17 protein-coding genes and 1 tRNA gene are annotated in these 26,113 nt (G+C 58.8%); 4 read left to right on the top strand and 14 right to left on the bottom strand.

Annotated features, from left to right (window positions below; all coding sequences use genetic code 11):
- Window positions 1-175: 175 nt before the first annotated feature.
- The 4 genes from L1A08_RS12150 to L1A08_RS12135 all read right to left on the bottom strand — a co-directional run bounded on the left by L1A08_RS12150 (window position 176) and on the right by L1A08_RS12135 (window position 7,870).
- Complete coding sequence (locus L1A08_RS12150) at window positions 176-1,618, bottom strand: DUF1501 domain-containing protein (protein WP_238756667.1); 1,443 nt, start codon at window positions 1,616-1,618, stop codon at window positions 176-178.
- 48 nt (window positions 1,619-1,666) lie between these two features.
- The gene (locus tag L1A08_RS12145; protein ID WP_238756666.1) at window positions 1,667-4,810 is read right to left on the bottom strand and encodes a PSD1 and planctomycete cytochrome C domain-containing protein; all 3,144 of its coding nucleotides are present in this window, start codon (window positions 4,808-4,810) and stop codon (window positions 1,667-1,669) included.
- A gap of 157 nt (window positions 4,811-4,967) precedes the next feature.
- Window positions 4,968-6,413, bottom strand: coding sequence for a neutral/alkaline non-lysosomal ceramidase N-terminal domain-containing protein (locus L1A08_RS12140; protein ID WP_238756665.1), 1,446 nt, complete (start codon window positions 6,411-6,413; stop codon window positions 4,968-4,970).
- Window positions 6,414-6,544: 131 nt separating this feature from the next.
- Window positions 6,545-7,870 carry a Trx7/PDZ domain-containing (seleno)protein gene (locus L1A08_RS12135; RefSeq protein ID WP_238756664.1) on the bottom strand — a complete coding sequence of 442 codons (1,326 nt, stop codon included), beginning with the start codon at window positions 7,868-7,870 and terminating at the stop codon, window positions 6,545-6,547.
- Window positions 7,871-8,080: 210 nt separating this feature from the next.
- Here L1A08_RS12135 and L1A08_RS12130 point away from each other — a divergent pair, with 210 nt between their 5' ends.
- Genes L1A08_RS12130 through L1A08_RS12120 form a run of 3 tightly spaced genes read left to right on the top strand, consistent with a single transcriptional unit; the run spans window position 8,081 to window position 15,197 of the window.
- Window positions 8,081-10,822, top strand: a complete 2,742-nt coding sequence (locus tag L1A08_RS12130; protein ID WP_238756663.1) for a PSD1 and planctomycete cytochrome C domain-containing protein — start codon at window positions 8,081-8,083, stop codon at window positions 10,820-10,822.
- Window positions 10,819-12,294 carry a DUF1501 domain-containing protein gene (locus L1A08_RS12125; RefSeq protein WP_238756662.1) on the top strand — a complete coding sequence of 492 codons (1,476 nt, stop codon included), beginning with the start codon at window positions 10,819-10,821 and terminating at the stop codon, window positions 12,292-12,294. The genes L1A08_RS12130 and L1A08_RS12125 overlap by 4 nt, the downstream gene beginning before the upstream one ends.
- Window positions 12,294-15,197, top strand: coding sequence for a discoidin domain-containing protein (locus tag L1A08_RS12120; RefSeq protein ID WP_238756661.1), 2,904 nt, complete (start codon window positions 12,294-12,296; stop codon window positions 15,195-15,197). Before L1A08_RS12125 ends, L1A08_RS12120 begins: the two co-directional genes overlap by 1 nt.
- Window positions 15,198-15,205: 8 nt before the next feature.
- On the opposite strand, the gene L1A08_RS12115 is transcribed toward L1A08_RS12120, so the two are convergent.
- The 10 genes from L1A08_RS12115 to L1A08_RS12070 form a co-directional block, all read right to left on the bottom strand.
- Window positions 15,206-16,993, bottom strand: coding sequence for an SLC13 family permease (locus L1A08_RS12115; RefSeq protein ID WP_238756660.1), 1,788 nt, complete (start codon window positions 16,991-16,993; stop codon window positions 15,206-15,208).
- A 69-nt stretch (window positions 16,994-17,062) separates the two neighbouring features.
- Complete coding sequence (locus L1A08_RS12110) at window positions 17,063-18,541, bottom strand: sulfatase family protein (protein WP_238756659.1); 1,479 nt, start codon at window positions 18,539-18,541, stop codon at window positions 17,063-17,065.
- A gap of 145 nt (window positions 18,542-18,686) precedes the next feature.
- On the bottom strand, window positions 18,687-19,400 hold the full coding sequence (locus tag L1A08_RS12105; protein ID WP_238756658.1) for a class I SAM-dependent methyltransferase: 714 nt from the start codon (window positions 19,398-19,400) through the stop codon (window positions 18,687-18,689).
- 151 nt (window positions 19,401-19,551) lie between these two features.
- Window positions 19,552-20,145 carry a rhodanese-like domain-containing protein gene (locus tag L1A08_RS12100; protein ID WP_238756657.1) on the bottom strand — a complete coding sequence of 198 codons (594 nt, stop codon included), beginning with the start codon at window positions 20,143-20,145 and terminating at the stop codon, window positions 19,552-19,554.
- 60 nt (window positions 20,146-20,205) lie between these two features.
- Entirely contained in the window at window positions 20,206-20,523 is a 318-nt protein-coding gene (locus L1A08_RS12095) for an ArsR/SmtB family transcription factor (protein WP_238756656.1), read from the bottom strand.
- A gap of 220 nt (window positions 20,524-20,743) precedes the next feature.
- Complete coding sequence (gene deoC / locus L1A08_RS12090; RefSeq protein WP_238756655.1) at window positions 20,744-21,526, bottom strand: deoxyribose-phosphate aldolase; 783 nt, start codon at window positions 21,524-21,526, stop codon at window positions 20,744-20,746.
- The gene (locus L1A08_RS12085) at window positions 21,523-22,518 is read right to left on the bottom strand and encodes an ROK family protein (RefSeq protein ID WP_238756654.1); all 996 of its coding nucleotides are present in this window, start codon (window positions 22,516-22,518) and stop codon (window positions 21,523-21,525) included. Before L1A08_RS12085 ends, deoC begins: the two co-directional genes overlap by 4 nt.
- Window positions 22,515-23,447: a sugar phosphate isomerase/epimerase family protein gene (locus tag L1A08_RS12080; RefSeq protein ID WP_238756653.1), complete on the bottom strand. Its 933-nt coding sequence runs from the start codon at window positions 23,445-23,447 to the stop codon at window positions 22,515-22,517. Before L1A08_RS12080 ends, L1A08_RS12085 begins: the two co-directional genes overlap by 4 nt.
- On the bottom strand, window positions 23,447-24,604 hold the full coding sequence (locus tag L1A08_RS12075; protein WP_238756652.1) for a Gfo/Idh/MocA family protein: 1,158 nt from the start codon (window positions 24,602-24,604) through the stop codon (window positions 23,447-23,449). The genes L1A08_RS12080 and L1A08_RS12075 overlap by 1 nt, the downstream gene beginning before the upstream one ends.
- A gap of 9 nt (window positions 24,605-24,613) precedes the next feature.
- On the bottom strand, window positions 24,614-25,384 hold the full coding sequence (locus L1A08_RS12070; protein WP_238756651.1) for a GntR family transcriptional regulator: 771 nt from the start codon (window positions 25,382-25,384) through the stop codon (window positions 24,614-24,616).
- Window positions 25,385-25,899: 515 nt separating this feature from the next.
- Between L1A08_RS12070 and L1A08_RS12065 the strand changes: the two genes are divergently transcribed.
- A tRNA-Glu gene (locus L1A08_RS12065) sits at window positions 25,900-25,972 on the top strand.
- Window positions 25,973-26,113 lie beyond the last annotated feature (141 nt).

The following is a 26,113-nucleotide window of genomic DNA, read 5'->3' as shown; positions in this document are numbered from 1 at the left end:
AACTTACCGGCGCCGGAGAAGGCGATTGTCCGGCGATCCCAAGTAGTGGCTATTCGCCATTTTCAGCTGATGAACCGGCAAGTTCGGAGATTGCATCCTCAGCGACAGCCGTCCCCACGAGACTCTTCTTTTTTCGCGTCCGCAAAGGCCTACTGAAGCAAGCCGCGCTATCAGATCATGCCAGAATATCACTCACGACTTTAGCTGGCCGCTTCGCGGTGATAATTTCCTCGCGGCCGCTGGCCACGTACATGAGATCTTCGTAGTTCAGTCCAAACTGGTGCATGATCGTGGCCTGGTAGTCGTTGGGAGTCACGACGTTCTCAACGGCCTTGTGGCCGACCTCGTCGGTTTTCCCGTAAGCCATGCCTCCTTTGATCCCGCCGCCGGCCAGCCAGATGCTGAAGCCCTGGCCGTTGTGATCGCGGCCCGCTTTCTCGGGGGAACCCTGTTCCTGAGTGACCGGAAGGCGACCAATCTCTCCACCCCAGTGGACGATGGTGGAATCAAGCAGACCTCGCTGCTTCAGGTCCTTCACCAGAGCCGCTGCCGGCTGGTCCGTTTTTTGACAGATCGAGGGGAGTCCGCTCTTGATGCTCGCATGGTTGTCCCACGGCTGATTGTTGTGGAACAACTGGACGAAACGGACTCCTCGCTCCACGAGGCGGCGGGCGATCAGACAACGGGTGCCGTATTCGCGGCTCTTTGGATTGTCGAGGCCGTATAGCTTCTGAGTCGCTTCGGTCTCCTGTGAGATATCGAGCGCTTCGGTCGCCGCGGTCTGCATTCGGGCCGCCAGTTCGTAACTCGCGATCCGGGCCTCGAGTTCGGCTTCTCCAGGATGCTGTTCCAGATGTCGCTGGTTGAGTGTCTGAAGCAGGTCGAGGTTCTGCTCCTGGAACTTTCCCTGCAGATGAGCAGGCGCCTGGAGGTTCAGAATCCGCGGCTCCTTCGGTCGTAGAACCGTGCCCTGAAACAACGCCGGCATAAATCCGTTCGACCAGTTGGTCACACCATCGACCGGCAATCCACCCGGATCGGTCAGGACCATGTAAGCGGGAAGATTCTGCGTTTCGGAGCCGAGGGCATAGACCAGCCAGGAGCCGAGCGTGGGGCGGCCGAGGACGCCGGGAATGCCTCCGTGGAAGTAGCGAATGGAGACCTCGTGCCCGTTGGCTCCGGTATGCATGCTGCGAATCAGGCAGATGTCGTCGACAATCTCGGCGGTATGGGGAAGAAGCTCGGAAAGTTCAGTGCCACATTCGCCGTGCGGCTTGAAGGACCACGGCGAACCGAACAGCTTCTTGCTCGCTTCGTTCACGAAGCTGAACTTGATGTCGCCGGTGTATTCAACGCCGTCCTGCCGCGAGAGTTCCGGCTTCGGATCAGTCAGGTCCATGTGCGAAGGGCCGCCGTGCTGGAACAGCGAAATCATTGCCTTGGCTTTGGGCTCGAAATGGGTGTCCCGAGGGAGCAGATCGTTATGCGGCTTATGATCGACGCTCTTCGGCTTCGCCTGGGATCGTTCCTGTTTGAGGAGCCAGGCCAGAGCGAAGGAGCCGAAGCCCATTGACTGATGGGCAAGAAAGTCACGGCGGGAATAGGCGTTCATGGTCATGGGATGTCTTTGAGTTGGGCGGGCTGTAAGTGGTCGCGACTTCAGGAATCAGTCGACGTAGAGAAACTCGTTGGAGTTGAGCAGTGTCTGACAGAAGTTAATCAACACCTGCTGACTCGGCGTTTTCCCATCCGCCACACCACTCCGGTTGCGATGAAGCTCTTCCAGTTGATGGGCGACGAACGTCATGGCCAGCTCTCGTTCCTCAGCCGTCGGCTTTCGAAGATACGCCAGCTCCCACGCAGCCAGAATGCGAGCCGGAAGTTCGTCGTAACTATCGGATGGGACCGGCCCGTGGAAGTTCCGTTCGGAGTCGAAAACCGTTTCTCCGTCGTCATGCTTTAATGTCGCGGTTACGGTCCAGCTGAATGAGTCGGAGTTCTCGTCCTTCAGACAATCCGTAATGAAATCGATCGTGTCGCCGCGTTGGACGCTGGCTGAGTCCACGCTGGTTGTCAGATTGCCATGTTTGATCTGCCATTCGCCGAGCAGCCCAGTTCGTGAAGAAACGATCCGGCCCCGAACACCGTCGCCATTCTCGCTGGCATGTGAAAGCTTTCCGGCGATCGACAGCACGCCGTGATCCGGGATCCGCAGACGTCGGATCGCGCCGAATTTCGGGTTGCCGGGATGCCCTCCTGTTTTGGTGAGGAACACCCAGCCGATCTGTGGATCGGGACGCTTCTCGCTGCCCTGCCATTCGGTTCCGGTCCAGTGCGGCAGCGGAGTGAATTCACGCGTTCGCCCGGTTGTTTCATCGAACTGACCGTAGCCGAAGCCCCATGGCTCCTGGGCCGGCTCAGGCAAAACGGGTAACGTGTTGGCGATCGCGGACTCCACCGGTCTGGCGGTTGTGGTGACTCGTTCGGCCAGCAGTTCCGCCTGAGCGAGAGTGAACTCGCCATTCATGAGCATCAGCGACTGGGTCGCCACTGTAGAGACGGGACGTCGCTCGCAGTTGATGTCCATCACGGGAGCATCGAACATCTGAAGCATAGCCACCGGCTGCGTGCGACGAACTTCGATGTAAAGACTCCGTCGCTTCTGGGGACCATCGACGATGATCTGCCCCGTCTCGTCTTCCTTGATCTCGGCCGGCGGTCCGAACAGTGCTCTGTCCAGGGAGCCGGATGCGGTCAACATGCGATCCCGTAAAACCTCGGCTTCCAGACGCTGCAGCGACTTCCGCCAGTAGAAGCGGTTCTCGGGATCGATCTGGCTCATCTGTGAATCGGGATAAGAAGTCTGTCGCCAGGCTGTCGACGTCAAAATGAGGCGATGCAGCTTCTTCAGACTCCAGCCGCTTCCCGTGAACTCCGAAGCGAGCCAGTCCAGCAGTTCCGGATGCGTCGGCGAATCGCCAAGCTTCCCGAAATCTCCCGGAGTGGACACCAGACCGGTTCCGAAATGATGCATCCAGACCCGATTGACCAGCACGCGGGGTGTGAGCGGATTCCCGGGACTGGTCAGCCATTTCGCGTAGGCGAGTCGACGACCGGTCGTGGGGATGGATTCATCATTGACAGGAAACTGGACACCGCCGGCGTCGGGGACCGCGATCGTCAGCGCCGCCGGTTCGACGGGCTGCCTGGGCTGCTGATGATCTCCGCGATGAAACAGCCGCGCCAGTGGAGCATGTCCCGGTGTTTCCCGGAGGACGCGGATGAACTCCTCTTTGGGTTTCTTTGCCCGAATCTCGGCGATCTTCTTGTCGTAGTTCTTAAGGTCTTCGGCTGCGTCCGGCAGATACTGATAAAGCACGCCCGGCGTAATCTTCACGCTGGGATTCTTGTCGAGCAGCTGAGTCTGTTCCGGAGTCCGCTCTTTGTCAGGAGTCTCGTAAGCGGCTCGCAACTGGCCCCGCAACGGTTCCTCGTACTTCTCAAGCTCTTTCTGAAGAGCCTGCTCCATGTACTCCTTCTGTCTGGCGGCTCGCTCCTCGGCCAGCTTCCTCGCTTCCTCTTCCACTTCGGCTGCTTTCTCTCGGTCGGCCGCAGTGTAGAGCGAAACCCGGCGCTGGGGGGGAGTCTGCCATTTCTGCCAGTCGAGAGCCGGCTCGAAGACCGCACGCATCGCAAAGTAATCGATCTGCGAGATCGGATCGTATCGATGGTCGTGACACTGAGCACACGCCACGCTCATTCCAAGCAGGGAAGAACTCACGATCTTGATTGTGTCGGAGACGACTTTGTTGCGGGCTTCAGCGGAGTTGTCTCCCGAGCCCGTCCCATCAGCGGCCATTCGTAGAAATCCGGTCGCGGTCAGAAGTTCAATCTGTTCTGCAGTCAGATCGCCTTGAATCGGCCCGGCCAGTTCGTCGCCGGCGAGTTGTTCGATAATGAACTCATCAACCGGTTTGTCGGCATTCAGCGAGCGAATGATGTAATCACGGTACTTCCACGCCCACGGACGTTCCTCATCTTTGACTGTGTTTCCTTCCGAGTCGGCATACCCGGCGACATCCAGCCAGTGTCGAGCCCAGCGTTCGCCGTAATGCGGGGACTCCAGCACGGTATCGACCAGATGCTCGTACCAGTTCTCATCCTTCAGATTCATCCAGCGATCGAATTCTTCCCCAGTCGGCGGAAGGCCCGTCAGATCGAAGTAGACGCGCTTGATGAGAGTGCTGCGGCTGGCCTCGGGGGAGAATTGCAGTCCCTCCGGCATCGCGGATCGCAACAGAGCATCGACGGGGGTTCGAATTCGCTCGGCTGCCGGAAACTCGGGCACAGAACGGCGCTCAATCGGCTGAAAGGCCCAGTAGCTGCGTTCTTCAAGAGTAATCGGGATACCAGGGCCGAGATTCTCCGGTTCGGGACGCAGCGTCTTGGCGCCCTGAGCAATCCAGCGTTCGAGGATCTGGACCTGTTCGTCCGGAACATGAGCTTCGCCAGGGGGCATCTCGCCATTACGGACCCGATCCAGCAGATAACTGGCATCGGGATCGCCCGGCTCGATGACGGGACCGGAATCTCCTCCTCGGGTGAGAAAGCGGACCAGTCGCAGATCAAGCGATCCGTCCAGTTCTTCGGTCGCTCCGTGACAGTCAAAGCAGAATTCGCGGAAGATCGGCTGAATGTCCCGTTCGAATCGCAGATCCGAGTGATGAGACTCTTCGGCCGGACTGGTTGCGGTGAGACCAGGAAAGGTCAGAAGCAAAACAAACGCGAAAATCGCCGGGCGAGCAATCATTGAGGTCTCTTCGGTCGTGCTCCCGCTTCAGGGGGCGAAGCAGAACACGACTCAGGCAGGATTATGGGGGAGAGTTCAACAGTCGTTGATGTATTATGGCGCGCGACAACACGGCTGCTCAATGGCAGTTCGACTGAATCTCCGTTCCCGACGGAAATCAGCTGTCCACCTCGTCAAGTTCCGCCAGCATCTCCAGAAGGTTGGCGATGAGGATGTCGGAAGCCTCCTTCTGAACCACATTCGTGCCGAGCCAGGTCTCGTAGCCGCCCAGTCGATGCTGGTCCGGAGTCGGCAGATAGCCGTGACGCCCATTGGCCAGACCGATCACCATCGTCTGCGGGAAGGGGCTGCGATCTTTCAGTTCGAGTCCGATCTCCACGAACGTTTCAAAGGGGATGGCACAGACCGCGAGATCGCCAATGCGAATCGCCTGAACCTGAACGGTCATGGTCTCTTCTTCCCGTTCGGCGGCGCGAACTGTCTGGCGTGCGTAGTTCTGGGCCAGTCGCGGGAGTTTCTCGATCTCGGCCTTGTCCTTGATCGCAAGAACTTCCCGAGCTCGAGAGACATCTTCCTCGTTCGGGCGACGATACTTCAGACTCACATCCCGTTGCAGCATTGCGAGTGGAGCGTCGGTCCGGAAGGTCTCGATCTTCTGGTACGCGAACCAGGACGTATCGGCGGCTTTCCGGGCCACGATACGGATCTGCTCGAACGGCTCGCGCGGCGGACGGGTGACCGTGAATGGGATGTTGTTGATATCTCCCGATGTGCCATTTGACATCATGGCGATAAAGTCGTCACTCGCGTTGAGCCGCGAGGGCATGAGCCGGGAGTATTCGCCGAAGTAGTCGGACGACAGCTGACCGCTCGGACTTCCGCCGACATAGTGGAGCGAATAATTCGCGAACAGCGCCAGCGGTTTTCGTTTCGCGTCGCGGACCGCGATGATGCTGATATCCGGATCAGTCGGGCCGGCCGGACGATCGAGTACATCCGGGCTGCGACCGGGGTTCATCTTGACGATATCCATCTTGCCGAACGGATTGGGAGGCATCTTGCCGGGCTTGAGAAACCAGCGTCGGTTGAACACTTCCTCGGGAAGAGGATGGGCGGCGGCTCCAACCGAGCAGGGCTGCAGAGCCTCATGGGCGTTAATGATCGACTGAGCGACGCCCTCGACGAGTTGTTTGCGAAACGCGACTTCTGGAGCAGGGCCGTCTTTCACGTTTGAAGGGGGGCCTGTGTGCGTATGCGTTGAGCAGATCAACATGTTTTGTCGAGGAACGCCGGTCTTCTCAGCCGCGATCGCTTTGGCTTCGTCGAGTACTTCCGGAGACGCCCCGAGGCTGTCGAGAACGACCATCGCCACGGTGGTCGTATCGTCCGAGAACACCAGCGCCCGGGCAAAAAACGGATCGTGAGCCTTCTCAGCGTACTTGGCGTTGAAACCACCCGGCATGCGAATCGGGTACTGCTTCGGCGTGATATCGACCGCAGCCGCCCCCGCCTTAAGCACCCTTGCCCCGGCTTCGGCGCCGGGCGTTTCAGTCGCGTGGTAACAGAGGACTCCGCAGACGAACAACGAAAGCAAACGCAGCATGGCGACCTCCCCGCGGTGACACTGTGACTCCGACAGCCGGCAGACAGCACATCAGCCGGTGTTGATATGAGTAAGTGAGTGCCGCACAGAAATCAACTCAGCGAGGGAAAGTCGCCAGGTGAAATCATGTTTTACTTCTGGATCGGCAAGGTCAACTCGAGTGGTTTTCCGTTGCGAATGACATTCACGCGAACCCGGTCGCCAGCTTTCTTCGATGTGGCGACATAAGTCAGCAGATCCTGTTCGGTACTCAGGTTTCTGCGGCCGTCGTAAGCTACAATGAGATCTCCCTCACGAAAGCCGGCTCGCTTGGCCGCGGCATGAGGGCCGTGCTGTCCGACGCGACGGACCCGGAGGGCCATGTCACCGGAGTTGACTCGGGATCCCTGTCGTTCGTCGTCTGGAATTGTTTCCAGCACCATCCCTCCAGCGGCAATGCGACGCAGCCCCCAGGTCGTGACACGCCACGAAAGATCACCTGCGCGTCGCCAGTCTTTCGTGACCGACAATGTCAGCGACTTTTCAGAGCCGTTACGCTTCACGGTGACCGGCACGGATCCTCCCTGAGGGGCGATGTTATGCAGCACCCACTGGATATCCGCGATCGAAAGGATCGGCTGTCCGTTGAACGATTCAATCACATCTCCCTCCTGAATGCCGGCCCGGGCGGCGGCGGAGTCGGGATCGACGTCACGAACGGTCGATTTCTTATCGGGATTCATCACCAGTCCGACAACTTTGGGGTGAGGATAGGGCCAGAGGACTTTGTCCGGGATCGGCTTACCGGCTCCCCAGTAGAGCTCACGCTGAGCATCTCCGATCTGGTGACAGTGGATGCAGCTCTTCACGACGTCGCCCGAATAGTTCAGCCGATCGGTGTACTTGTCTTTCAGTGACGGATACTTCTCGGGGGACGAGACCTCCATCGGCTGCCCGGTTTTCCCCGCCAGGGATTGTTTGACGTCCCCATAACGAGCATGCAGATCGAGCGCCCCCTGCAAAGCCTCGGAAAGCCCTTCGAGCGAAACATCGCCGACCCAGTCGGTGCGATGGGAACGAGTGCCGAAACGTCCGTAGATCGTTTTGTCAGCATTCAGGAAGAAAACTGCGAACGACTGATCGGTATCGTACTGAAACAGATTCAGATCGAGGCCATTGGTCGACACCTGCCGGGCACAGACAAACTGCTCCAGCAGCGGACGGATGACCGGATCGGTATCGACGAGTTCATCGTCCAGCTTTACACATTCGTGACACGGCAGACAGCGCAGCACGACGACGATCGGCTTGCCGGTCCGTTTCGCTTCCGCGAATGCCGCGGGAAGGTCGTTGTAAATCCAGAAGCCTTCCGCTTCGACCTTGGCCTTATCACCCCTGACGATCTCTTCACGGGTTTGAGCCAGAACGGGAGCAGTCAGCGTACACAGTAGAGCGCAGAAGAGAAGTGGCCTGAGCACAGCAAGAGTCCTTGGAACGGGACAGTGAAGGGAGTGACAGAACGCTGACAATCTACCAGACAGCCGATCGATCTGCCAAGAAACAGGCCTGAGTTTTGACGTTCGATCGGACTGCACTGGTTTCGCTCCGGACGAACGACTACAGTAAACGCATCAATCAATAGCGTTGTGTTCCAGCCTCCCCACGCCCCAACTCCCCCCTGAAACCGCATGCGCAATTACATTGGACTGCTGTTTCTGTCGATCCTCGCTACGTCGGGGAATCTTCGCGCCGCCCCGATCGATTTTGTTCGCGATGTGCGACCAATCTTCGAGGCGCACTGTTACGACTGCCACAGTGGAGAAGAAGCCGAGTCCGGGCTAAGGCTCGATGTGAAATCGGCGGCCTTCAAAGGGGGCGACAATCACGGGCCTGACATCGTCGCCGGCAAGCCGGATGAGAGCCCGCTGATTCACTTCGTTCAAACCGACGACGAAGACGAGCTGATGCCGCCGGGCGAACGACTGCCGGAAGAAGAGATCGCGATACTGACGAGATGGATCGACGAGGGAGCTGTCTGGCCGGACGGCGTGGATACGGTCGAGCTGGCTGATCGCATGGACCATTGGAGCTTCAAGCCCGTCCAGGCAGACGACGAGGTCGAGCAGACGATCGACGACTTTATCGATCGTCGACTGGAAGAGGCAGGGCTGAAGCGAGCCGCCCCGGCCAGTCCGGTCGACTGGCTTCGCCGCGTGACGTTCGACCTGACGGGCTTGCCGCCGACCCCCGAAGAAGTTGCCGAGTTCAGGAAGCAACCCGACTACGAAGCGGTTGTCGAACGTCTGCTGGCGTCTCCTCGTTACGGAGAGCGCTGGGCACAGCACTGGCTGGATGTCGTTCGCTACGCCGACACGCACGGCTTTGAGGTCAACACCGAACGTCCCAATGCCTGGCCCTATCGTGACTATGTCATTGAAGCCTTCAACAGGGACGTCCCTTACGATCGCTTCATCCGCGAACAGATTGTCGGCGATGCTCTGGGGGAAGATGCCGCCACCGGCTTTCTGGTCACGGCATCGGTTCTGTTGCCCGGACAGATCGGCAAGGATGAACCGTCGAAGCGGCTGGCTCGACAGGACTCACTGGACGAGATCGTCAACAACATCGGGCAGACATTCCTCGGCCTGAGCGTCGGCTGTGCCCGCTGCCACGATCATAAGTTCGATCCGATCAGCGCCCGTGACTACTATGCCATGCAGGCTTTTGTCGCTGGAGTGGAGTACGCCGATCGCCCGCTCAATACTCCGGAAGCAGAACAGGAACGCCGTGAACTGGCGAAGCTGAAATCCCGATTGAAACAGGTGGAGGCGGAACTGGCGACGTTGACTCCGTTTGTCGGCAACGGAACTCCGCGCCAGATGGTTAATGCCCGGACAAACGTCGAACGCATCCGCCGCACTTCCGCTCGACGACTCCGTTTCACCGTGTTGGCAACCAACCGTCTCGAACCGTGTATCGACGAGTTGGAAGTCTTCGATCCTGAGGGAACCAACGTCGCTCTTGCTTCCGCCGAAACGAAAGTGACCGCATCCGGGGAAATTCAGGTCGCCAATCGCCATGACCTGACCTATCTCACCGACGGGAAGTACGGAAACTCGAGCAGCTGGATGTCGAACGAGAAGGGAGGCGGCTGGGTCATTCTCGAGTTTCCGACCGATGTGATTATCGATCGCATTGTCTGGGGACGGGATCGACTCGGAAAGTACGACGATCGGCTGGCGATCGACTACCGCATCGAAATTGATCCCGGTGACGGGACCTGGCTGCCCGTCGCAGATGCCAGTGATCGGCAGAAGTTCGATGGATCAGCGAAGAAACCGGCGTTCTCTACGGACGGCCTGCCAGTCGAAGAACAGATCGCCGCGAAGGCTTTGCTTGACGAGAAAAAGCAACTGAGAAAGAGGATTGCAACTTCGGAGGGCGGACAGATGGTCTTCGCGGGCAAGTTCCGCGAGCCCGACACAATTTACCTGCTGAATCGCGGCGATCCCGAGCAGCCCGGCGAGGTTGTCCCGGCTGCAGTTCTCAGTTCCTTCGACTCCCTTGAACTTCCCGTCGATACAGCCGAACAGAAACGGCGGATGGCGCTCGCAGACTGGATCGCGCGACCCGAGAATCCTCTGACGGCCCGCGTGATGGTCAATCGGATCTGGCAGGGGCACTTTGGCATTGGGCTGGTCGAAACATCGAGCGATTTTGGCCGCAATGGGGCGATGCCGACGCATCCAGAACTGCTCGACTGGCTCGCGACGACGTTTGTCGAGAACGGCTGGAGCATCAAGCAGATGCATCGGATGATTGTCCTCAGCCAGACGTACCGGCAGTCTTCGGCGGTCGACAATCCCGCAGCCGTCGATCAGGACGCCGATGTCCGTCTCCTCTGGCGATTCCCTTCACGGCGGCTGGAAGGCGAAGCGATTCGCGATTCGATGCTGGCCGTGAGTGGCGAGTTGAATCTCAAAATGTACGGCCGCGGATACAATCTCTTCGACAAGCGGGGCGGACTGACCGGGTTTGAACCGGTGGAAACGTTCCCGAAGGACGGACTGCGGCGGATGATCTATGCGCACAAGGTTCGCCGCGAACGAGAAGCCGTCTTCGGAGCCTTTGACTGTCCGGATGGCGGGCAAAGTGCGGCCCGGCGACGGGAAAGCACGACCCCCATTCAGGCGCTGAATCTGTTCAACAGCAAGTTTACGCTCGACCGAGCCAATGCGATGTCTGACCGCGTGCGGAAGGAAGTTAGCGAAGACGTTCGGGATCAGATCGTCCGCTGTTACGAACTGGCGTTTGCCCGCTCACCGAAGGCTGTTGAGCTCGACGATGCCGAAGAAGTCGTTCGTGAATACGGCCTGCCGGTTTTGTGCCGCGTCCTTTTCAATTGCAATGAATTCCTGGTGATGCCATGACATCTGACGCAGAACATCTTTCGACAGCTGGCCGTAGCCTGCTCGATCGTCGGAGCTTTCTCTCCAATAGCGCGACGGCACTCGGATCAATCGCACTGACACAGCTGCTCGGATCCGATCAACTCCTCGGCTCCACAGTAAAGACGCCGCATATTGATCCTGCCCGGCCCTATGCGCCGCGACAGCCGCATTTCCCGGCTCGGGCGAAGAATGTGGTTGTCATCTTTTGCGCGGGAGCCGTCAGTCAGCTCGAAACCTGGGACTACAAGCCAGAGCTGATCAAATGGGATAACAAACCGCTTCCCGGAGGACCGGCTGTCACCTTCCAGGGACCGGCGGGGAATCTGGCCCGTCCGCAGTACGAGTTCCGCCAGCGGGGCGAAACCGGGAAGTGGGTCAGCGACATGATTCCTCACCTGGCCGAACTGACGGACGACTTCGCGTTCGTGCACTCTCTCACGAGCACCTCGAACACACACGGTCCGGCCGAGAACTTTCTCTCCACCGGTTTCGTGCTCGACGGCTTTCCCAGCCTCGGCTCCTGGGTGACGTATGCGCTCGGAAGCGAAAGTCAGGAACTGCCGGCCTACATCGCGATCCCCGATCCACGCGGCGTTCCCCAGAACGGTTCGAACAACTGGGGAGCTGGCTTCTTGCCCGCGGCGTTCCAGGGCACAACAATGACGGCCAGCGATCCAGTGCGGCATCTGGCCGCTCCCGGAGTGTCGTCCAAAGCCGACAAGGCGGCCCGGTCGTTGCTTCAGCGGATGAACGAACGCCATCTCGAGCAGCATCCCAGCGACGGCAAGCTTGCAGCACGAATCGCAAGCTACGAGTTGGCCGCCCGCATGCAGTTAAGCGTGCCTGAAATCAGCGATCTGAGCACTGAGCCGGAACATATTCTCAAGCTCTACGGTGCCGACGACGTCGAGAACAAGAATAAAGCCGGGTTTGCCCGAAACTGCATTCTGGCCCGCCGGCTCATTGAACGGGGTGTTCGCTTTGTCCAGCTCTTCAATGGGGCTTACGCCAGTGGCGGCAAGCTGAACTGGGACGGCCATAATGCCCTGAAAGAACAGTACGACGTTCATGCCGAAGTTCTCGATCAACCGGCTGCCGCTCTGATCCGCGACCTGAAGCAGCGCGGCCTGCTGGAAGATACGCTCGTTGTCTGGTGTACCGAGTTCGGACGGATGCCGTTCTTTCAGAAGGGAGCCAAAGGACGCGATCACAACCCGGACGGATTCACCTGCTGGATGACGGGAGCGGGCGTGAAGCCTGGGGTGAGTCACGGCACCACCGATGAATTCGGTCAGAAGGCGATCGAGAACGTCCATCCGCTGTATCACTTCAACGCTACCATTCTCCACCTTCTCGGACTGGACTACGAGGCTCTGAGTTTCGAACATAACGGGATTCAACGCCGACTGACCAACGTCGAAGGTAAACTGATCCCGGAGATTCTCGCCTGATGCGCCTCAATGCGACCGTACTGATTCTTGGACTTCTGACCCTCTTCGCTCATTCGAACTCGCTTCCCGCCGCCGAACCGGTTTCCGTTTCCGGCGTGTATCCTCATCTGCGGATGTGGAACAACGAAGGGGAATGCGGCACCGGGGCGGTCGTGCTCTGGCAGGGGGACCTGTGGGCAATCACTTATGCTCCGCACATGCCGGGCGGCTCGTCCGACAAGCTCTATCAGATCACTCCGGATCTGGAGCAGATCATTTTCGAAGGCAGCGTCGGCGGGACGCCGGCCAATCGGATGATTCACCCGGAGTCAAACCAGCTGCTCATCGGCCCGTATCTGATTGATGCCGAGAAGTCGATTCGCGTCATTCCTCCCGGGAAGATGTTCGGCCGGCTCACCGGCAATGCCCGCCATCTCACCGATCCCGCCGGTAAGGTCTATTACGCCACAATGGAGGAAGGGCTGTACGAAGTCGACGTCGAAACACTCGATGTCCGCTGTCTGATTCGCGATGGCAACTCAGGAGCACCCGAGAAGGGCATCCCAAGCCGGCTTCCCGGCTATCACGGGAAAGGGCTGTACTCTGGGCAGGGACGCGTCGTCTATGCGAACAATGGCGATCGCGATCCGCGCGTGAAAGTCGATCCCACGGTTCCGTCCGGAGCCTTGGCTCAGTGGTTCGGACAGGGGGACTGGCAGCTCGTCCGCCGAAATCAGTTCACGGAAGTGACCGGTCCCGGCGGGATTCATGGAAGTGAGAATCCGAAGACTGATCCGATCTGGTCGATGGGCTGGGATCAGAAATCACTCCTGCTCGCCTTGCTTGAAGACGGCACATGGCACTTCTACCGGCTTCCCAAAGGAAGCCACAGTTACGACGGAGCTCACGGCTGGAATACGGAATGGCCGCGCATTCGTGAGATTGGCGAAGCCGATCTGCTGGCGACCATGCATGGCACCTTCTGGCAATTCCCAGCCGACTTCTCCGTCAAGAATTCAGCCGGCATCGCTCCCCGCTCGAATTATCTGAAAGTGATTGGCGACTTCTGCCGCTGGAACGATCGGATCGTCTTTGGTTGCGACGATTCTGCCAAAGCAGAGTTCCTCAACACCCGCCCGTTCAAGTCTCCGCACGGAGCTCCCCTGCAGTCGAATTCCAATCTCTGGTTCGTCGCTCCTGAACAATTGGATGACTTCGGGCCGGCGATCGGCCGTGGCTCCGTCTGGCTTCGCGAAGACGTGGACGCCGGGACCGTCAGTGATCCTTATCTGTTCGCCGGATACGACTACCGCCAGCTGCATCTGACACACGAATCGAACAAGCCGGTTCAGATTACGATCGAGGTTGACCGTGAGGGCTCGAACGACTGGAAAACGCTGCAAACCGTCGAGATCCCCGCAGGGGAAGCGGTGTCGCATGTTTTTTCCCCGGAGGAGTCAGCAACGTGGGTTCGCCTGAGGGCGGACCAGCCTGCCACTCAACTCACGGCCCATTTCCAGTACCGCAATCGGGATGAGCGACGTCCAACGAACGATCCGATGTTCGCCGGACTGGCGACACTCGACGACAAGCCGGAAACGACCGGACTGATGCAGAGTCTTTCCTACAACAAACTCGGTCTCGCGGTTCCGGCTGACAAAAGCGGTTCCATTGGTTACTACGAAATCGATTCCCAGCTCCAGTTGCAGCGGGTCGATGATCCGGCAGCAGCTGCCCGGCTGATTGAAGCCGTTCGGCAACCCGAGCAGACGGTGACCGTCGACGACGCCTCCGTTCTGTTGATCGAGGACGGCAAGAGGTATCGGCTGCCTAAAAACGACCGCTATCCCCAGTGGAAGCGACCCGCCGCCCGTCAAACCCAAGGGCTCACGCTGGCTGACGTTCTTGATCAGAGCCTCGCCCTCGACGCTACTGTGAAGACAAGTTCGATCCACGGCGAGTACGCGCCACACTTCGCCGTTGATGGCAGGATCGGCAACGATGAAGCCCGCTGGATCTCCACGAGTGGTGAGAAAGGGGCGATCGAAATTGACCTTGGCCAGCCGCAGACCTTCCGGAGTCTGTGGGTCGTTTCCGGCTGGTTGCAGGATCCGCAGTATGTCGCCCGGAACTTCGATGTTCAGATTCGAGACGGGGGCGACTGGCGAACTCTGGAGCAGGGAACCGTTCGTCGGAATCATCAGATCGAACACGAGATCGTCTTCGACGAGCCTGTCACCGCTCAAGAGTTGCGAATTGTTGCCGCGGAGACTGGTCACCTGCGGATCTATGAGATTGCTCTCTTCAAGAACTCTCCGGAGATTCAGCGGGCCAACCCACTCGACTTCGGCCCTCCCCGCGTCTGCCGGGAAGCCGCGACCGAACGGGATCTCCTGAACGTGCACGGAACGTTCTACGAACTTCCCGCACGGAATGCTCAGGGGCTCGCGAAAGTGCGACCGGTCGCGACTCATAACCTCACGATTCACGATTTCTGTTCGCACAACGGACTGCTGTTCTTCACCGGTCTCGATCGGTCGACGGAATCAGAACACATCTTTCGCAGTGCCGATGGCCAAGCGGCGGTGTGGGCCGGTGTGATTGACGACCTCTGGAAACTCGGCAAGCCTCGCGGCGTCGGCGGCCCCTGGAACCGAACGTCCGTGAAAGCAGACCAGCCGTCTGATCCTTACCTGATGACCGGATACGATCGAAAGTCGGTTCAGATTCAGTCTGCCGCCGCCTGCCAGATCCGTCTGGAAGTCGATGTCGATGGAACCGGGCTCTGGATTCCGTATCGCTCCTTCGAACTCAAAGCGGGCGACGAGCTTCAGCACGAGTTCGAGGAAGGATTCAGTGCCTACTGGGTCCGAGCGATCGCCGACGCCGACACCACGGCCACGGTGATGTTCCGCTACGAGTAGGCAGTCATTCAGACTGGCGGAACGAACGGCCAGAATAAGGGGATCAGGAAGATCGCGGTGATCCAGAGCAGCAGGTTGAGCGGCGTGCCGATTCGCACGAAATCGCCGAATCGATAGCCGCCCGGCCCGTAGACCATCATGTTCGTCTGATAGCCGATCGGCGTCATGAAACTGGCCGAAGCCGACAGCACCAGCGCCATCAGGAATGGTCGCGGATCGACGTCGTACAGCCGGGCGGTCTCCAGACAGAAGGGGAAGATCAGCACGGCTGCGGCGTTGTTGGTAATGACTTCGGTCATCAGTGAACCAATCAGGTAGATCACGGCCAGAGCCGCGACCGGTCCCCAAGCGTGCGTCGATTCAACCAGCAACTCAGCAACTGCCGTTGCCGCTCCGGAATTCTCCAGGGCGGCTCCGACTCCAAAAGCCGCGGCAATCGTGACGAGCACCTGCCATTCAATACTCCGGCGGGCATCGCCCGATGAGATACAGCCACACGCGACCATCAGAAATGCGATTGCGGTTGCTGCGACCACCGTGTCGACAATGCCGGTCGTCATCAGGGTGATCAGAACCGCAAAGAGCAAAACGGCAATCCAGGCCCGTTCACGACGCACCGGTCGCCAGTCCTCAACATCCGACACCAGATAGAAAGCCGGGTCGTGACGGTAGGCCCGTGAGAAGTGAGGACGTACCTGCATGAGCAGCGTGTCTCCCGGACGCAGTTCAATATCGCCGATCTTCTTCTCGACACGCCGTCCACCACGATGGACGGCCACAACTGCCGCTCCGTAGGTCGCACGGAAATCCGCCTCCCGAATCGTTTTCCCAACCAGCGGCGAACTTTCGGAGATCACGGCTTCGCACATCCGCCGGTGTTTTTCCGGCTCGCTCGGGGCAGCAGCCTCAACGTCCGCCGCCGGGACGAGGCCGGGAATCTTCTCGAGCTCGATGATGCTGCTAACGATCCCTGTGAAGACAAGGCGATCGCTGGCGAGGATGACATCGTCCGGCCCCACGGGCGCGATCACCGAGCCGTTCCGTTCGATTTCAATCAGAAACAGCCCCGGGAGCTGGCGAAGGCCCGCGAGCTCAACACTCTGGCCGACAAGGCGACACGTCGGTTGGACGAGCATTTCCGTCATGTACTCCTTGCGGGACTCCCCCAGCTGCTCCAGCAGTTCCTTGCGTTCCGGAAGCAGCTTCCTGCCGAACAGCAGCAGATACGTCACGCCGATGATCGCATAGGGCAGGCCGACCTTTCCGATCTCGAACAGGCTCATCCCCTCGATTCCGTTGTCGATCATCAGCCCATTGACCACGAGGTTCGTGGAGGTTCCGATCAGAGTACAGGTCCCCCCGAGGATCGCGAGATAGGACAGAGGGATCAACAATCGGGAGGGGGAGACCTTGTTCCGACGAGCCCATTCGATCACCACGGGAACGAACATTGCCACAATCGGAGTGTTGTTCAGAAACGCGGACAGCGGAATGATCACGCTCGACAGGCGCACCAGAACAGATTTCTCGGAGCGGGCCCGCCCCAGCACGTGATGCCCGATGAAATCGAGGACTCCCGTTTCACGAAGAGCCGCGACAACAACGAAAAGCACGGCGACGGTCAGCATCCCGGCATTCGAGAACCCGGCGAAGGCCTCTTTGGGGGTGATGACGCCGAGGAGAGCGAACAGGGAAGTCGCTCCCATGAAAAGCAGATCGGGCGGCCCGATGTTCTTAACGAGAGCCACAAAGAGGGCGAAGACCACCCCCAGGGTCATCCAGGCTTCCATGCTCATCGCGGGTGTTTCTCAATTGTCAGCCGGCGGCGGTAGGGATCGGGCTTCGCGCCGGCAGGAGGTGTGTGATCAACGAACGTTCTTCGTGGCCCAGTCGGGCGTTCCGAACCAGTCGTGCATTTCTTTTTCGAAAGGAGCCACCACTTCGGATGGCTCGGCAATATGTCCCCGGTCTCCAGTCTCGATCATCCAGGTGTTCAGCGCGGCTCTCATCCGCTGCAGAACCGCCTGATGGGCCGGATCATTTGAGTTGGCCAGATTGTGGATCTCGTGAGGATCGGTGAGATTATCGAAGAGCATCTCATCAGGGAAGGGTTGCATCGCCGCAAAAGCCGGGCCGGAGAGTTCCCCCTTCCGCAAGAGTTCCCGCATCAGCGGCTGAACCAGGAAGCACTTCTCTTTGTAGCGATTCAACGTCCCCAGGCTGGCCCCGGGGGTAAAGTTGCGAATGTAATGATATCGCTCATCGTGCACAGATCGCATTCGAATAACGGTCTCATCGATCCGGTCGCGGGCGGCGAACGCATAGGTTCGCCGCGGATCAGCTTCCGAGCCGAGAAAAACGCGGCTTTGCATTCCGAGCGGCCGAGCAACACCGGCCAGCGACAGCGTCGTCGCCGTGAGATCAAGCAGACTGATCACCCGATCGCTGACGGTTCCGGGCTGCTCGTCGGATCCGAGCAGGTTGAAGTTCTTCGCATCGCGGACAATGACAGGAACACGAAGTCCCTGATCGAACGGCCAATGAATTCCTCTCGCGGTCAGGCGGCCGTTGTCTGAGAAGAAGATCACAACCGTGTCCTCATCCATTCCGTCCTGCCGTAACCGATCGAGAATCTGGCCGACGCGGACGTCCGCTCCACTGATGGAATTCAGATAGCGGGCCCACTCCTGCCGAACGATCGGATGATCGGGATAGAAGGGCGGGGGAGTGACGTTCTCTTCCGTGGCGACCTGCGGATGCCATTCCTCGCCGACCCAGGGAACGCGCTTCTTCTCTGCCGACTTGCGGTCATAGATATCGTACTCGGCTTCCGGCAGATTGATCTGGGCGAAGAAGGGCTGTTGCTCTTTGAGATCGTTCCATTGAGAGCCGTCGTAGATCTCGCCTTCGTTGGTAAAGTTGAGGTCGAGCTTGCCCGTCCCGACTTCGGTTTCTCCCAGATGAGTGATATTGGCGGTGTAGTAGCCGGCCTCTTTGAGCCGATGCGTCAGCGGACGAATCCCCGGTGGCAGTTTGAAGTCGTCCTCCCGATGAGACCGCATGTTGTGCGTGTCGGTGGTCGTCTGATACATGCCGAGCATGAAACAGGAGCGGCTGGGAGCACAGACCGGCGAGGTGGCAAAAGCGTTGGTAAAGCGAACTCCCCGGGCGGCCAGCCCATCGAGGTTCGGCGTTGCCACATTCGCCTGCCCGTAGCAGCCAAGATCGTTGGAAAAGTTCTCGCCGACGATCCAGAGAATGTTCGGTTGTCGCTCTGCAGTTGCTCCCGGGGTCGTGAAGACGAGCAGGACGAGAAGAGTCAGCAGCGGTCGGACAACAGGCATACGAGAGAATTCCGATCACGAGAGCCAGTGAGCTGGGAACGGTCAACTGCGGTGAGGCCACAGTTTCAGGCGCTCTCAGTCTACCTCATGGTCGACGGGATCGGAATCAAGCAACAGCAGTCAGGCGAAAAGGAGGGGGGCCTGATTATTCAGACGCCCCGTCGTTCGCCTGCTTTCGAAAGATCAGGAAATAGTTCTCTTCCAGAAACTCCGCTCCTTCATGAACCTTCTCGAAGCCAGCGGCGACGATCTCAGACTCGAAGACTTCCTGGCCGGCACGAACGTGATTGAGAGTCCATTCGGAACTTACCCCTTCGATCCGCCGAAAATCGATAACGATCACCTTGCCATCCGGCTTCAGCGCCCGACGAAGTGACGCCATCGTCTTCTGGGGATACTCGAAGTGATGGTACGTATCGCAGATGAAGGCCACATCGACAGAATTGGGCGGCAACTCAGTGGAATCGGCCGTGCAATGAACGGTTTCGACGTTCCTGTAGCCCGCCTCCCGTGTGGTCAGTTGAATATGATCGAGAAAGTTCTTCGCGATATCGACCGCGATGACGCGTCCTTCCGGACCAACCTGCTCGGCGAACAGTCGCGTGAACAGCCCGGTGCCGGCGCCAATGTCGGCGACAGACTGGCCCGGCTTGATGCCGCATGCTGCGACGATCTTGTCCCGATGCAGATAAACTTCGCGGCTCTCGACCTCGAATCGCTCGACGAAGTCTGCGACATCAGGGTTCTGAAAGGAATCGTTGATCCCCGGCTTAACGCTCTTCTCCTGGCCCGTTGCTGCGCCAGAGATCGTGGCAATGAATGAGAGCGAAAGCAGTAACTGTGTAAGAACTGATCTCACGGTGTCCTCTCCATGTCGCTGGTAAGAATGAGAGCCAGAAGCGTTCTGGCCCGTCCCTGAGCATGTCATTCCGACGCAGATTTGGCAACAGTCCGAATCCGAGCCGCGACCCTGGCATTGCGGTCGTTTGAAGGGCAGGGGAGAGGTCGGCTCAACTGCAGCAGGTGGGACGCGTCCCGGAAGAACTCGACTGTCCGGCTGCGGTGACGCCATCCGACGAACTCTTCACTTTGTTCCACGGCATCTTCGCCAGCATCAGGCCCATGCCACACGTGTCGGTGACGCCGGCAAAGACAAGCCCCGCTCCCACGAATCCAGCCAGCCCAATCCAGTACGGATGAACGAACGCACCGAGCACGGAGCCAATGACCACAAGAAGGCCCGCTGCAATCCGAACCTGCCGTTCCAGTGAAATCATTTTCTTCCCGCGATTAACCGGAAGTCCGGACTGGTCCCAGGCGAGGGTTCCGCCTTCGACGTTGTAAACTTCGGTCAGTCCCGCTGTCGTCAGCTTCTCTGCCGCCTGGTTGCCCCGGCCGCCTGAACGACAAATCACGTAAACGGGACCAGTTTTCTCGCTGTTCACGAACGCGGAAGCATCGAGTTGATCGAGCGGCACGTTCCGAGCAATCTGAGCATGCATTTCCTGAAACTCGACCGGAGTCCGTACATCGATCAGCTGAATCTCTTCTCCTGACTGAACCTTCTGATGCAATTCCCTGGGTGAAACTGTCCTGGCACTCATCATCGACTCCTTTGTTCGAGACGTCGGAAACATACGATAGTTTAACCCAAAAAAAAGCCGCTACTGGGGATCTGGCGGATCGAACCGCTCTTCGATGCATCGCATGATTTTCTCCAGGTGAGGCTCTGCAACTTTATAGAAGACCTTCCGTCCTTCCTTCTCACTGGTGAGAAAACCGCACCGCTGCATGAGCCGAAGGTGTTCAGAAGCCATCGCGGTGGGTAACTCGCAACTTTCCGCCAGCTCACTCACGGTGAACTGACCGGAGAGAAGCATCTGAATCATGCGCAGACGATGAGGGTGGGCAAGCACGCGAAGGCATTCCGCGGCTTCTCCAAGCGCTTCCAGATCGGTGAATTTGGGATCGTCCTGAGTCATGAATAGGTCTCATTGTTGCCACTTCAATATATCGTAATGTTGCGACCTGTCAATAAGTCTTTTCCTTAAAAATCGCAGATTCTTTTGAACGTCGATTGGCTCTGGAAATTTGCTCAGCCATTTTGAGATAACGCTTCCCGCTGTCGGCCCATGAAAATGGCGGGGGCCGTGAATGACCCCCGCCTTAAACAGCGTCCCGATGTCTCGCTGGCGATCTCAATCAGTACCCGCCTTGTCCTAACATTCCGGACGAGGAGGGTGCAGACTCACCCGCTTCGCGCCGATGGTATTCATCCAGAATCGCGGCCGTCGCGCTGGCACCGCATCGGCTCGCTCCAAGTTCGCGAACACGGATCAGTCCATCCAGGTCGCGAACGCCGCCAGCCGCTTTGACTTCGACGTTCGACGAGCAGGCTTCCCGCATCAGTTTCAGGTCATGCTCGGTTGCCCCCTGATAGCTGTACTTGCCATCGCTCTGCTTGACGAAGCCATAACCGGTCGACGTCTTCACCCAGTCCGCTCCAGCTGACTCGCAGATCTGGCAAAGCTTCCGTTTGAAGTCGTCGCTGCTCAGTCCCGCTCCGCCCGCGGTGAGATAGTCGTTCTCGAAGATCACTTTGACCTTCGCTCCATGACCGTGCGCTTCGTCGCATACGGCCCGCACGTCCTGTTCAACGTAGTCCCACTCTCCGCTGAGTGCCTTCCCGGTATTGATGACCATGTCGATCTCGACTGCGCCGTCTTTGCACGCGAGTTCGGTTTCATACCGTTTCGACTCCGTGGTGGAGTTCCCATGGGGAAAACCGATCACGGCTCCGACAAGCACGTCGGTTTCCTTCAGCAGTTCGACGGCTCGCTTCACGGCATAAGGCTTAATGCAGACCGAAGCGACGTTGTACTTCGCTGCCAGCCTGCAACCATCTTCGAGTTCCTGATCGGTCATCGTCGGGTGGAGCAACGAGTGATCGATTATCTTGGCCAGTTCGTTGTACGAGTATTTCATGAGTGCATTCCTGATGATGAAGACGAAGGAGTTTGATAAGCATCGGCCGCGAGTGCGATCGCCCCCAGCACCCCGGCTCGGTCGCCGAGTTGCGAAAGTTCAACGCGGACATTGTCAGTCGGAAACATACCGACCCGCGTCGTGATCTGATCGCGAACGGTATCGAGCAGAAGATCTCCGAGAGCGGCCACACCACCCCCGAACACGATCAGATCGGGATGAAGCATCGTGACGACGTTCGCGGCTGCGATTCCGATCCAAGTGACAGCTCGTTCCAGAGCGTCACGGAGGGCCGAATCGTGAACGGCTGCCAGATTCATCTCGCGCGGGGTGACGCGATTCGCATCGCCATCGACCGCTTCATACAGATGCGGAGCCAGCCCCATCTGCATCAGGCGGATCCCCTCGGCTGCGATCGCCGTCCCGCTGGCCAGCGTTTCCAGGCAGCCGTGGTTTCCGCATCCACACAACGGGCCGTCCGGGAGAATCGTCTGATGGCCCAGTTCGCCAGCCGATCCGAGTGGACCGAGCAGCAGCTCTCCATTGACCGCGACGCCACCGCCAATCCCTGTTCCAATTGAAAAGAACGCCATTTTCAACCCGGGTGTACTCGCTCCATGTCCAAATCGAAGCTCAGCCAGTGTCGCCGCCCGTGCGTCGTTGAGAACACGAACGGGGCAGGAGAAACGCTTTCCCAAGGTTCCAGCAACGTCGACATCTCGCCAGTTGCCCGTCAGATTGGGAAGGAATCTGGTGCGGCCCGTTTCAATATCAACCAGTCCGGGAGCCCCGAACCCAATGGTGCTGATGGACGCAGAACTCTTCGACGCCAGTTCTTCGAGCTGATCTCCGATCCTCGCCAGGACGTTCTCAGGCCCATGATGAGCCTCCGTTGCAATCGCGCATTCGCTGACGATCTCGCCTTCCAAATCCGCGACAGCCAGCTTGGCCGTCGTCCCTCCGAGATCGACACCCGCGAGGAGCTGGCTCATTCCTGCGTTCCCTGAGCGGTGACAAAGTTTCGAAGAAACGTATGCGACTGAACCAGCGACGCTTTCCGAGCCGCCAGAGAATGTTCAAACGAGCGATCCTCAACTTCCACGCAAACCGGGCCGCGATACCCGGTATCGCCCAGCACAGAAAAGAACTTCCCCCAGTTGACCTCACCAAGTCCCGGCAGTTTCGGCGTGTGGTACTGCAGCGGCGTCGCCAGAATGCCGACGTCGTTCAACAGATGCTGATCGACTCGCACATCTTTGGCATGAACATGGAAGATGCGATCGGCAAAGTCTCGGAGTGGGGCGAGGTAATCCATCTGCATCCAGACCAGATGCGAGGGGTCGAAGTTCAATCCGAACGAGGGGCTCGGAAGATCGGCAAACATCCGTCGCCAGATCGCCGGACTGATCGCCAGATTCTTTCCGCCGGGCCATTCGTCATTCGAGAAGAGCATCGGGCAATTCTCAATGCCGATGCGCACCTGATGCGACTCCGCATGTTCGACGAGCGGACCCCAGGTCTCCAGAAACCGCGGCCAGTTGTCGTCGACCGACTTTGTCCAGTCCCGGCCGACGAACGAGTTGACCTGAGGAATCCCGAGAATGGCAGCCGCTTCAATCAACTTCCGCAAATGCTCAACCGCCGTCCTGGCTTCTTCGGCATCGGGGGCGAGCGGGTTTGGGTAATAGCCGAGGCCGCTGATGGACACACCATACCGGTCCAGCAGTTCCCGAATCTGTTTCGCGTCCTTCTCTTCAAACGAAGTGACATCAATATGTGTCACCCCGGCATACCGACGCGTGGCCCCGCCCTGAGGCCAGCACATCACTTCGACACAGTCGTACCCGATACGGCTCGCCGTCGAGAGGACGTCTTCGAACGACAGGTCGGGAAGAATAGCAGTGACAAATCCGAGTTGCATTAGTGATCCACTCCTGTTGAAATCCAGCGTTGCTCACGGTGACTCGTTAGAATCGCTTCACATAACAGAATCTCGCGGTGCCCGTCGGCGAAGGTCGGAAACGGAGCCGGGGCGGTATAGTCGCCGGTCGCGATGTAACCGTAGAATGCTCTGCATAACTGCTTGAACGTATCAGGAAATCCTTCGTTGTGACCGCCGGGATAGTTGCTCACGCCACCAGCGGAAGTGTGCAGCAAAGCCGGATCGCGTATCAACCGTTCATTCGGCTCGTTCCGATGCCCGATCGTGATCTCATTCGGCGTTTCACTGTTCCAGGCGAGACTTGCCTTTGAACCGGCCAGCTCGAACTGCAGGCAGTTCTTTCGTCCGGCGGTCGTCTGCGAAACCCACAGGCAGCCGTTGGCTCCGTTGTCGAAACGCAGCAGGATGCTGCCGCAGTCCTCGGTCGTGATCTCCACCGGCTTCGTTTCCGCCGGAGCCTTGCCGCCGGAGAACGTCTGCGATCCCCCCACGGGCTGCTTTCGAATCGGATGAACCGTGCGCAGATCCGCGAACACTTCTGTGACTTTTCGTCCGGTGATGAACTGCAACAGATCGAGCCAGTGCGTTCCGATATCGGCAACCGCTCGAAGTTCGCCGCCATCTTCAGCGACGACGCGCCAGTTGAAATCGGTTTCGTAGAGGAGCCAGTCCTGCACGTAAGACCCGGTCACATGGAGAACATCGCCGACAGATCCGTCCGCAACTCGCGCAGCCGCTTCATGGCAGAGCGGATAGAAGCGAATGTTGTAGGCGACGCCGGCGACGCAGTCCGACTTTGCGGCCAGTTCAACCAGCTCGGCCGACTGCTGCGAGTTCATTGCCAGGGGCTTCTCGCAGAGGACATGCTTGCCCGCCTTGAGCACGGCGACCGTCTGTTCGTAATGCAGTCGATTCGGCGTCGCCAGATGGACGGAGTCAACGCTGTCATCCTGCAGAATCTCTTCAAGCGATGCGTAGCCGCGAGGCAGACCGAGTTGCTCGCCCGCACGGTTCGACTTCTCCGGACTCGATCCGAGAATCCCGGTCACTTCCACTCCCGCCCGGCGGAGAGCTTCGATATGAACCGGCCCAATGAACCCGGTCCCGGCAACAGCAGCCCGTAACTTACGCGTCATGATGTCCTTTCAATGCGAACGGAGTTGTCCGCGAGCGGGAGTCGCGGAACGAACCGGACCGAGCCGGCTGTGAAACTCATACTGATCGCCCCGATACAAGGTCCGCTCCCACCAGAGCGGACGGGCGTCCTTCGTGTAACCAACGGCCGTCACTTCGAAAGCCGGTGCACGCGCAGTGACTTCAAGCAACGCCGCCTCTTTTCGGGGGAGGAGCACGGCTCGAATCACTTCATCGGCTCCCGCAATCTCAATTCCGTGGGGGCCAGTCAATGCCTGATAGAGAGAGCCGGCCGCCTGTGTTCGAGTCAGTTTCGGGCAGAAACTGGTAACCACGTAACGATGCTCCAGAATGACGGGCACACCGTCGGCCAGCCGCAATCGTTCGAGCTCCCAGACGCGCTCATCGGAGTCGAGCTCGAGAGCCTCGCGAATCTCGCAGTCGATCGTCCCGGCTTCAAGTCGCCGGAACGTCAGCACGGTTGTCTTCGGCTTCTTGCCAGCCGCCCTGGCTTTCTCTGTGAAGCTGACCAGCGAACGGAGATCGTAGTCGATGAGATCGCGGCGGACGAAGGTGCCGATGCCGCGACGAAACTCGAGCAGGCCTTCTGAAACGAGACTGGCGAGCGCCTTGTTGGCGGTCGCCCGGCTGACCTGGAACTTCTCGCTGATTTCACGTTCGGTCAGAAAGCGATCCCCGGACTGATACTCGGCGGCCAGGGCCGAGCGCAATCGATCGTTCAGCTGCTGATAAACCGGGTTCCGCTGAATGCTCGTGTCCATAGCGGAGATGGTACAGTGGCTAAGCCACCTCGTCAAATCGGCTTCGCTATCCGAGAGGAGTTTCAGCTGGGGAAGCTGCGCGGTGTGGAGCCACACAGAATGACTCAGACATGCACGTCTCAGTCGCGTCACCGACAGGAAGCGGCTCGCCGGGGAAGGGATTCCCTTGAGACCGATGACGTCGGTGATCGACCGTGGCTGGTTTCGCGCATCCCAACTTTTCCGAAAATCTCACACTTCCTGACGAACCTTTTCCCGCTGACTGGCGTCTGTAGTGCAGAAGCTGGTGAAGACCAGTCACCATGACAACGGCTAACACTTTTTGACAGGCAGAACTCAGTTCGATGATTCTTGAGAACCCCACCATGCAGATGGAACGCCTTCGCCGCGAGCCCGGCGGCCCGAGTGAGGATTTGCGTTTGTGACCGATGCTCTGACTGGAGACTTCCTGTCAGCCCGGTGTCACACGCACCGGGCTTTTTTTACGCCCGGACTTCGGCGTTTCAGGACACTACGGCCCGTTCGACTTCTGGTGAGGTCACCAGCCTTTCAAGCTGGTCAGGTTGGGTTCGAATCCCACACGGGTCATCAGTAAACAGTCAGCCCATTTCGGAATCGACGACCGTGACAACCTTCATCCGCAATTCGTATCGACGTTTCTTCGCCTTCTTCGGACATGCATTCCGCCCGGCTCCGATCGAACGCGGACAGGCTAATGCCGGCAGGCAC

It is taken from the genome of Rubinisphaera margarita, assembly GCF_022267515.1.
GTDB lineage: Bacteria > Planctomycetota > Planctomycetia > Planctomycetales > Planctomycetaceae > Rubinisphaera > Rubinisphaera margarita.
Note: the sequence above shows the minus strand (reverse complement) of the source record. Positions and strands in the feature narration are given on the sequence as shown.

Coding starts and splice junctions, on each gene's coding strand:
- L1A08_RS12140 (WP_238756665.1), bottom strand. CDS start 6,413: ATGCTGCGTTTGCTTTCGTTGTTCGTCTGCGGAGTCCTCTGTTACCAC.
- L1A08_RS12120 (WP_238756661.1), top strand. CDS start 12,294: ATGCGCCTCAATGCGACCGTACTGATTCTTGGACTTCTGACCCTCTTC.
- L1A08_RS12145 (WP_238756666.1), bottom strand. CDS start 4,810: ATGATTGCTCGCCCGGCGATTTTCGCGTTTGTTTTGCTTCTGACCTTT.
- L1A08_RS12070 (WP_238756651.1), bottom strand. CDS start 25,384: ATGGACACGAGCATTCAGCGGAACCCGGTTTATCAGCAGCTGAACGAT.
- L1A08_RS12100 (WP_238756657.1), bottom strand. CDS start 20,145: ATGAGTGCCAGGACAGTTTCACCCAGGGAATTGCATCAGAAGGTTCAG.
- L1A08_RS12085 (WP_238756654.1), bottom strand. CDS start 22,518: ATGAGCCAGCTCCTCGCGGGTGTCGATCTCGGAGGGACGACGGCCAAG.
- L1A08_RS12130 (WP_238756663.1), top strand. CDS start 8,081: ATGCGCAATTACATTGGACTGCTGTTTCTGTCGATCCTCGCTACGTCG.
- L1A08_RS12125 (WP_238756662.1), top strand. CDS start 10,819: ATGACATCTGACGCAGAACATCTTTCGACAGCTGGCCGTAGCCTGCTC.
- L1A08_RS12110 (WP_238756659.1), bottom strand. CDS start 18,541: ATGCCTGTTGTCCGACCGCTGCTGACTCTTCTCGTCCTGCTCGTCTTC.
- L1A08_RS12115 (WP_238756660.1), bottom strand. CDS start 16,993: ATGAGCATGGAAGCCTGGATGACCCTGGGGGTGGTCTTCGCCCTCTTT.
- L1A08_RS12080 (WP_238756653.1), bottom strand. CDS start 23,447: ATGCAACTCGGATTTGTCACTGCTATTCTTCCCGACCTGTCGTTCGAA.
- L1A08_RS12150 (WP_238756667.1), bottom strand. CDS start 1,618: ATGACCATGAACGCCTATTCCCGCCGTGACTTTCTTGCCCATCAGTCA.
- deoC (WP_238756655.1), bottom strand. CDS start 21,526: ATGAAATACTCGTACAACGAACTGGCCAAGATAATCGATCACTCGTTG.
- L1A08_RS12075 (WP_238756652.1), bottom strand. CDS start 24,604: ATGACGCGTAAGTTACGGGCTGCTGTTGCCGGGACCGGGTTCATTGGG.
- L1A08_RS12095 (WP_238756656.1), bottom strand. CDS start 20,523: ATGACTCAGGACGATCCCAAATTCACCGATCTGGAAGCGCTTGGAGAA.